At 77.0% G+C, this 7960-nt stretch carries 7 protein-coding genes; 3 read left to right on the top strand and 4 right to left on the bottom strand.

Features of this window, described 5'->3' with window-relative positions; translation table 11 throughout:
- The 3 genes from ACSNOG_RS30790 to ACSNOG_RS30780 form a co-directional block, all read left to right on the top strand.
- The coding region (locus tag ACSNOG_RS30790) for a glycosyltransferase family 4 protein (protein WP_436755992.1) at positions 1-1209 on the top strand (1209 nt) is incomplete at its 5' end.
- Positions 1209-2150: an NAD-dependent epimerase/dehydratase family protein gene (locus ACSNOG_RS30785; RefSeq protein WP_436755991.1), complete on the top strand. Its 942-nt coding sequence runs from the start codon at positions 1209-1211 to the stop codon at positions 2148-2150. The genes ACSNOG_RS30790 and ACSNOG_RS30785, both read left to right, overlap by 1 nt.
- Positions 2147-3094 (top strand): phytanoyl-CoA dioxygenase family protein, encoded by a 948-nt coding sequence (locus ACSNOG_RS30780; protein WP_436755990.1) that lies wholly within the window; start codon positions 2147-2149, stop codon positions 3092-3094. Before ACSNOG_RS30785 ends, ACSNOG_RS30780 begins: the two co-directional genes overlap by 4 nt.
- An 87-nt stretch (positions 3095-3181) precedes the next feature.
- On the opposite strand, the gene ACSNOG_RS30775 is transcribed toward ACSNOG_RS30780, so the two are convergent.
- From ACSNOG_RS30775 to ACSNOG_RS30760, 4 genes are all read right to left on the bottom strand, one after another.
- Positions 3182-4228: an aKG-HExxH-type peptide beta-hydroxylase gene (locus ACSNOG_RS30775; RefSeq protein WP_436755989.1), complete on the bottom strand. Its 1047-nt coding sequence runs from the start codon at positions 4226-4228 to the stop codon at positions 3182-3184.
- A gap of 384 nt (positions 4229-4612) precedes the next feature.
- Complete coding sequence (locus ACSNOG_RS30770; RefSeq protein ID WP_436755988.1) at positions 4613-5452, bottom strand: class I SAM-dependent methyltransferase; 840 nt, start codon at positions 5450-5452, stop codon at positions 4613-4615.
- Positions 5453-5474: 22 nt separating this feature from the next.
- On the bottom strand, positions 5475-6281 hold the full coding sequence (locus ACSNOG_RS30765) for a class I SAM-dependent DNA methyltransferase (protein ID WP_436755987.1): 807 nt from the start codon (positions 6279-6281) through the stop codon (positions 5475-5477).
- Positions 6282-6332: 51 nt separating this feature from the next.
- Entirely contained in the window at positions 6333-7727 is a 1395-nt protein-coding gene (locus ACSNOG_RS30760) for a YcaO-like family protein (RefSeq protein WP_436755986.1), read from the bottom strand.
- Positions 7728-7960: the final 233 nt, after the last annotated feature.

The following is a 7960-nucleotide window of genomic DNA, read 5'->3' as shown; positions in this document are numbered from 1 at the left end:
CGCGCCGGAGGTCGCCCAGCCATGCGGATCGCCTACCTGCACTCTGGAAGCATTCCCTCCGTCTATGCCAACGGAGTGCACGTGATGCGGATGTGCGACGCGTTCACCGACGCCGGGCACGACACCGAGCTGTACGCGCTGCCGGGCACGGCCCCCGCGGAGGACGTCCACGCCTACTACGGCACCCGCAACCGCTTCCCCATTCGCACACTCCCCCTGCCCTCGGTACCGGGGATCGGCGTCTGGCTCCGCGCCCGCAGACTGCGCGCCGCGCTCCTGCGCCACGGCGTCCCCGACCTGCTCTACGGGCGCGACCTGCACGGCCTCGTCGCCGCCTCCGGGCTCGCGCCGCTCGTCTACGAGACCCACCTCCTGTGGCACAGCAGGGCCGTCCGCGCGGCCGAACGGCTGCTCTTCCGCAGCCCCGGCCTCACCCGCGTCGTCTTCGTCTCCCAGGCGCTCGCCGACGACTACCGCGCCGCCTTCCCCCGGCTCGGCGCGCGGCTCGGCGCCCGCCCCGGCACCGACCTCGTCACCGCCCACGACTGCGCCGACCCGGTGCCCGCGGACGGGCCCGTGGCGCAGCTCCCCGGCAGACCGGGAGCCGTCAAGGCCGGCTACGTGGGCCACCTCTACCCCGGCCGCGGCACCGACGTCATCCTCGCCCTCGCCGGCCGGCTGCCCGACGTCGACTTCCACCTGGTCGGCGGCACCGAGGAGGACCTGGCGCACTGGCAGAGCCGCAACACCCGCACCAACGTCTACTTCCACGGCCACCGCCCGCCCGCCGAACTGCCCCCGTACCACCGGGCCTTCGACATCGTCCTCGCGCCGTACCAGCAGCGCGTGGCCTGCGCCGGGGGCATCGGGGACATCGCCCGCTGGGTCTCCCCGATGAAACTCTTCGAGTACATGGCGTACGGCAAGGCGATCGTCGTCTCCGACCTGCCGGTGCTCAGGGAGGTCATGGCCGACGGGCGCACCTGCCTGATGCGCCCGCCCGCCGACGTCGCGGCGTGGGCGGACGCCGTCATGGCGCTCGCCGCCGACCCGGCCCGGCGGCAGGCCCTCGGGGAGGCGGCCCGGCGGCAGCTGCTGGAGCGCCACACGTGGCGGGCGCGCGCCGACCGCGTGCTGCCGCCCGGGGTCAGGGGGGCGCCGCGCGCCACCGGAGAAGCCGCGGGCCTGCCCGGAGAGGGGCGCTCGTAGTGCACGCCGTCGTGACCGGCGCGGCCGGATTCATCGGCTCCCACCTCTGCGCCCACCTCCTGGCCGCCGGCGACAGCGTCACCGGCGTCGACGCGCTCACCGACGCGTACGACCCGGCCCTCAAGGAGCGCAACCTCCGCGGCCCGATGAGCTCCCCGTCCTTCACCTTCCACCACGCCGACCTGCTGGACGCCCCGCTCGACCCGGTGCTCGACGGCGCCGACGTCGTCTACCACCTCGCCGCCCAGCCCGGCATCCGGCCCTCCTGGGGCCGCGAATTCGCCCTCTACGCCGACCGGAACGTCCTGGCCACCCAGGTGCTGCTCGAAGCCGTACGGCGGCGCCCGCCGGCCAAGTTCGTCCACGCGTCCAGCTCCTCCGTCTACGGCGACGCCCCGGCCTTCCCCACGGCCGAGACGACCTGCCCCCGGCCCGTCTCGCCCTACGGGGTGACCAAGCTCGCCGCCGAGCACCTGTGCGAGGTCTACCGCACGGCCTACGGGGTGCCCGCCGTCGCGCTGCGCCTGTTCACCGTCTACGGGCCCCGGCAGCGGCCCGACATGGCCTTCGCCCGCCTCCTGGCCGCGGCGCGGGGCGGCGCGCCGTTCCCGCTGTACGGCGACGGCGAGCAGACCCGCGACTTCACCTACGTGCGGGACGTCGTCACCGGCATGCGGGACGCGGCCCTGTCCGGCTTCACCGGAGTGGCCAACCTCGGCGGCGGCTCGCCCGTCTCCATGAAGCAGGCCATCGCCGCCGTGGAGAGCATCGCCGGGCCCGTCGCCGTGGTGCCGCGGCCGCCGGGCCCGGGCGACGCCCGGCACACCGGTGCCGACATCACGCTCGCCGCCCGCGCCTTCGGCTTCCGTCCGCGAACGGCGCTGCACGAGGGGATCGCGGCCATGGCCGGCGCCCGGGAGCACCGGGACGGGGCGCCGTGAGCGGGCCGTCCGCCGGGCCGCCTCCGGGGGCCGCGGCCGGGCCCGCCGCCCTCCACACCGTCGAACCCGGCCCGTACGGCATCCCCGTCTCGCTGCGGCACGTCCTCGACGGCGCCCTGGTGGCGGTCAAGGGCGGACTGTGCCACGTCGGCGCGCTGGGGACGATCCGGCGGGAGACGGCCCGCGCCGTGGCCGCCGCCCTGCCGGCGGCCGAGGCGTCGCGGGTCTCGGGGGCGCTGGAGAACGCCCACCACCACGCGGACACCTCGCAGATCGCGGCCGTCCGCACCGACCTGGAGACCCGCCTGCGGCCCTTCTCCCGCACCGTCCTGCACGACGTGGCCAGGGCCCTGGAACCGCAAGGCGCGCGGCTCTACCTCAGCGGGCACCTCGGCATCCGCATCATGCCGCCGGAGCGGACGGTAGCCGCCGGGGGAGCGGACCGGGAGGAAGAACTGTCCGGTCTGGAAGGCTTCCTGACGCCACGTGACGCTCACATTGACTCCTGGTTCAACACCGCCGTCAACTCCGTCAACCTCTGGATGGCCGTCGGCCCGGTCCGCAGCGGCAACGGGCTGCTGTTCTACCCCGAGGCCTACCGGCGCCCGCTGCGCCACGACGGCCACACGCTGGTGCCCGGCCAGCGGACCGGCGCACCGGTCGACGTCGAGCTGGAGCCCGGTGACATCCTGCTCTTCGCCGGCGACCACCTGCACGCCTCCCAGCCCAACAGCACGGACCAGACCCGCTTCGTCATCACGAAGCGGCTGTGCGTGGGGCCGCCGCGCTACCCGTCCCGGGCAACGGGCTGGGTCCCGTACGAGGATCCCCGCCTCTGGGGGACGCGCTGGGAGCGCTGGGCGACGTGGCGCTCGCGCCTGACGCCGGGGGGAGTCGGGGACGTGCTGAGGACGGCGCGGCGCGGCCTGCCCGGCGCGCGGTGAGCCTCGCCTCCCGTGCCGCGGACACCCGTTCGCGCCGCGTCGGCGGGACGCAGCCACAAGCAGCGGCCCGGCGCTGCCGGACCGGCCTCACGCCTCGCCCCGGGCGATCGCCGCGCACTGGTGCAGCAGCCTCGTCCCGTGGTCCGTCAGGCCCGCCCGGTGCGCGCTGAGGGACGTCACCGCAGTGGCCAGGTCCGTCAGCAGGCGGTCGTGCCGGGCGCGTACCGCTGCCGCCGCCGCGGGCGCCCCGGCGGGGAGCGCGCCGCCGTCCGCCGCCCGCCGGTGGAGGAGGACGCACCGGGCCAGGACGACCGTCTGCTGGAACAGGCCGCTGAGCGGGCGCGGATCGGAGCGCAGGGGCGTGGCGAGGGGACCCGCCGCGTCGTCGGCCGCGGGCCGCAGGAACGGCGCCCGCACCCCGGCGACGTTGCAGCGGTTGTGCGTGCCCTCGTGGACCAGCGCCTCGGCCAGCCGGGCCGGACCGGGCAGCCCCGAGCGGGCTGCCGAGAGCCGCCTGCGGTTGATCAGGACCGCGCCGTGGACGGTGAAGTCGGTGAACCCGTCGATCGCCATGCCATCCAGCAGGGCCACCTGGCGCACCACGGTGCGCAGTTCGCCCAGCATCCCGGGCCACGCGCCCTGCAGCAGCCGCACGGCCGCCTCCAGGGCCTCCCGGTCGGCGGCCCGCCACGGGCCGAGCGCGGCCGTGACCGGCTGGCCGTCGGCCCCGGACCGGGGCGGCAGCTGGGCCAGGGCGCGCCGCAGGCTGCGCAGCAGGTGGGGGTGGTCCGCCGGGCCGGCGAGCTCGACCGGCCACGCGGCGGGCCCGGTCGCGGCGGGCGCGGGCGGCCCGGCCCAGTCGCTCCCCGGTACCGGCACCGGCGTCGGTACCGAGGCAGGCGCCGTATCCGTATTCGCAGCCGCACCCGCACCCGCACCCGCACCCGCGTCCACATTCGCAGCCGCACCCGCAGCCACGCGCCGCGCCGCGGCCTGCGCCCGGTGCGCGGCCTCCACGGCAGCCGGGTGCAGGGGCAGGGGCGGCAGCCCCGCGCCCTTCGCCACCGCCGCCAGCACCCGCTGCAGCGCCTGCTGGTCGGCCTGCGCCGTCGTGAGGTCCGGCTCCACGTCCACGCGGTCCCCTCCTCCTGCCGCCTCGCCCCGCCGCCTCGCCGTCGTCGCGCGGAGCGGCCGACCGGGCCCGTGCCCGGTCGCCCGCCGGAGTGCGGTCCGCGCCAGTGCGGCCGGGCTACTCCTCGAACGGTATGTCGACCATGAGGGCGAGTTCGGGGAGCTCCTCGGCCGGGACTTCCTGGACTTCTGTGATGTCCTGGGGCATTTCCGCTCCTTCGGCGGTGAGGGGTCTTGCGTTCGGCGAGGCGTCGGAGCGAGCACCGGCGCACCCGGCTGTCATGGTGCCCGCGGAATACGGTGATCGCCATGGTGGAACGGGCCGTTGCGATCGGCTCCCGGCCACTCGCCGGGCGGCGGCGTCCGCGTATCCACGGCGGATTTGGCTCAAAGGGCGTCCCTCTCCGCGCCCCGCGCGGGCTTGCGGGCCAGCAGCGAGAACGAAAGCGGAACGGCGGGGAGGTCCGCGGGAAGGTGCCACCAGCCGTCGTCGCGCTCCTCCAGGAAGGGGAACATCGGCCAGGCCACGAACGGCCACTCGTGCAGGAACTCGAGGGCGAGCCCCGCTTCCAGCAGCGCGTTCACGACGTCCCCCAGGGCGTGCCCCCAGGAGTACTCCCAGCCGTCCGCCTCGGCCTCCGGCACCGCCAGCGGGCTGCGGTAGCGCCAGCGCAACGGCTCCTCGGCGCCGAAGTACGGGTAGCGGACGGTGAGTTCCCGGCCGTCCGTGCGGTTGTCGAAGAGCCAGGCCGTGGGGTGGGACTCGAAGAGGTAGAACCGGCCGCCCGGCGCCGTGAACCGCGCGACCACCGCCGCCCACCGGCGCAGGTCCGGCAGCCACCCGAGCACCCCGTGCGAGGTGTAGACGAGGTCGAAGGTCTCGTCCAGGTGCCGGGGCAGGTCGTAGACGCCGGCGCACAGGAACCGGGCCGACGGGGCGACGTCGCGGGCCAGGTCGCGCGCGGTCGCCGTCCCCTCGGCCGAGAAGTCGACGCCGGTCACGCGCGCCCCCAGCCGGGCCCAGGAGAGGGTGTCCAGCCCGACGTGGCTCTGCAGGTGCAGCAGGGAAAGGCCCGACACGTCGCCCACCTCGTCCGCCTCCAGCCGGCGGATCCGTGTGCCGCCGCGGCGGAAGTCGTCCAGGCCGTAGTAGGCGGAGGCGGCCTTCAGGGGCGTCCAGGCCTCCCACTGCCGCCGGTTCTCCGCCATGTACGCCTCGGGGTCCATGACCGCCTTCCCTTCCCCCGGCTCACTCCGGGCGTTCGTAGACGGAGACGTGGTAGGCGCTGGCCGAGGTGAACGGCGCGCCCGCCCAGTCCCCCCGGCGCTCGCGCAGCCGCAGCCCCGCGAGCCGCGCCATCAGGTCCAGCTCGCCCGGCGCCGCGTACCGGAACGACACGGTCGTACGGTGCATGCCGAGGCCGCCCTGCCCCTTGTCGAGCACGACGTAGTGGGAGCGGTAGCGCTGCGCCGCCCGGTCGGTCTCGCGGAAGCGCAGGACGACCTCGCCGTCCGCGGTCGGCAGCACCTGGCCGCCCGTGGAGCGGTCGTCCGTGAGGGCCTCGGGCACGTGCGCGTCGAGGACGAAGAGGCCGCCGGGGCGCAGCCGCCGGGCCACGCCCGCGAAGCAGTCCACCTGGGCGTCCTGGGTGGGCAGTTCGGCGAAGGTGCCGCTGACGACGTAGACGAGCGCGTACGCCTCCGAGGCGTTCGTGCCGGCGCCGGTGCCGGCGCCGGTGCCGGCGTCGGTGCAGGCGTCGGTGCCTGCCGCGCCGAAGTCCCCCATCGTCACCGGGATCTTCTCGCCGCCGGGCTTGGCGCGCAGCTGCTCCACCATGGCCGGGGAGGCGTCGATGCCGTGGACCTCCACGCCGCGGGCCGCGAGCGGCACCGCGATCCGGCCGGTGCCGATGCCGAGTTCCAGGGCGGGCCCCGGCCCGGCCGCCTCGGCGAGCCCGGCGAGGGCCTCGACGGTGGCCGCGGTGGTGCCGGACGCGGCGAACCAGGAGTCGTAGCGGGCGGCGAAGGCGGTGTAGTCCGGCGGACCGGAAGTCATGGGTCGAGCCCTTTCTCGCGGTCGGCGGGCCGGTGGGCGGCCGGCCGAGGGTCAGCCGAAGGGATGGGGGAGTGCGCCGGGCATCCGGCTGTCGTCGGCGGGCAGGGGCCGGGCGCCCGGGGCGATCACCCGCACCACGCGGACGCCTTCCGCCCGCACGCCGGGCGTGTCGGTGTCCACGAGCAGCACGTCGCCACCGGTGTGCGCGGCGAGCGCGGCGACTCCGCCGGACGGCCCGGGGGGCCGCCTGCCGCGGCCGTCCGGCCCGCACGGGCCCGCACCGGCGTCCGCAGGGCTGCTACCGGTCCGGTCCGTCGGCCCGTCCGGCCGCACCCCGGACGCGCCCCGCCGGGGCCATCGCTCCGAGGCGCCTCCGGGCGCGCCTGCCGGGTCGTCCCGCCGGGCCCCCGGCCCCTTTGGTGCCGTGTCCGCGCCCCTTCCCCGCCCCGTCCAGTGACCGAGCGCGTCCTGGCCGTGGAAGGCCCACAGGGCGTGTTCCAGGGCCGTGCGGGGCGGGGTGCCGGCGGTCCAGCCCTCCCAGGTGCGCAGGGCCACGGGGCTGGTCATGCTCCAGCGCACCATCAGGGCTTCGTAGGCCGCCTTGGCCACCGCCGCCGCGCGCTCGCCCTCCTGCGCGCAGCGGGCGCCGAAGCTCTGCCCGGGCCGGCCGGCGGGCCCGCCGTGGACGCAGACCACGGCGCACTCCGTGCCGGCGGGGGAGGGCAGCGTCAGGAGCGCGGCCCGCAGGCCCAGGGCGGTGAGCAGGGACCGCAAGGGCTCCGGCAGCAGGCCGTCCGCGGGGGCGGCCCCCGGAGCGGGCGCGCCCGGCCCGTACCAGCTGCGCCGGATCACGTCCCGTTCGAGGAGCTCGAGGGCGGCGTGGGCGGCCGCGGCCGCCCGGTCCGGGCGGGCCCCCAGGCCCGTCGACCCCGCCCCCGACGTCGCGCCGCAGCCGGGCGGAGGACGGTGCTGGAGGAACACCTCGCAGGCCGGTACGAGGACTTCGTCGCCGGTGAGCGCGGAGCGGGCCGGCACCCACAGCTGGCGCACCGCGCGGGCGGCCGTCCCGCCCGTGCCGTCGCCGAGCTCCGCCGGGTCCAGGGCGGGCGCCCCGCGCCGCCGCCAGCCGTCGTGGTCGCCCACCCAGCGCGCCGCGCTCTCCACCGCCCGCCCGGCCAGCACGTTGCCCATGCGCTCCAGCAACTCGCCCCGGGCGCGCAGCGCGACGTCGGCGCGGTCGTCGCCCGCGGCGCTGCCGATGAGGACCCGGCCCGCACCGCTCGCGCTCGTCCGCCCGAACTCCGCCGACCGCGCGGCCGTACGCGCGAAGAGCACGCCCGGGCCCTCGGCGAACGGGGCGAACACCTCGGGCCGCCAGCGCTGCGCACGGCCGGAGCCGTCCGGGGACGGCGCCTCTCCCGGGGCGTCCGGGTGCGGTGTGGTCATCGCCCCCGATTGGACCAAAGGCGCAGCGTCAGCACAACGGCACGCGGCGCGACCGCCGCCGCGTCGGCCAATTCCGGCCGCCCGCGGCGCGGTTGACAATTCCGTGCGATCCGGCACGGTGGCCACGGCGCACGGGCCGCCGGGCCCCGCACCGTCCCGCCACCCCCGCGAGGAGGCCGCGACCCATGACACCCGACCGTGCCGTCGCGGTGGTCGAGCAGGGGGGAAGCGGG

It is taken from the genome of Streptomyces sp. URMC 124, assembly GCF_051386455.1.
Classification (GTDB): Bacteria; Actinomycetota; Actinomycetes; order Streptomycetales; family Streptomycetaceae; genus Streptomyces.
Note: the sequence above shows the minus strand (reverse complement) of the source record. Positions and strands in the feature narration are given on the sequence as shown.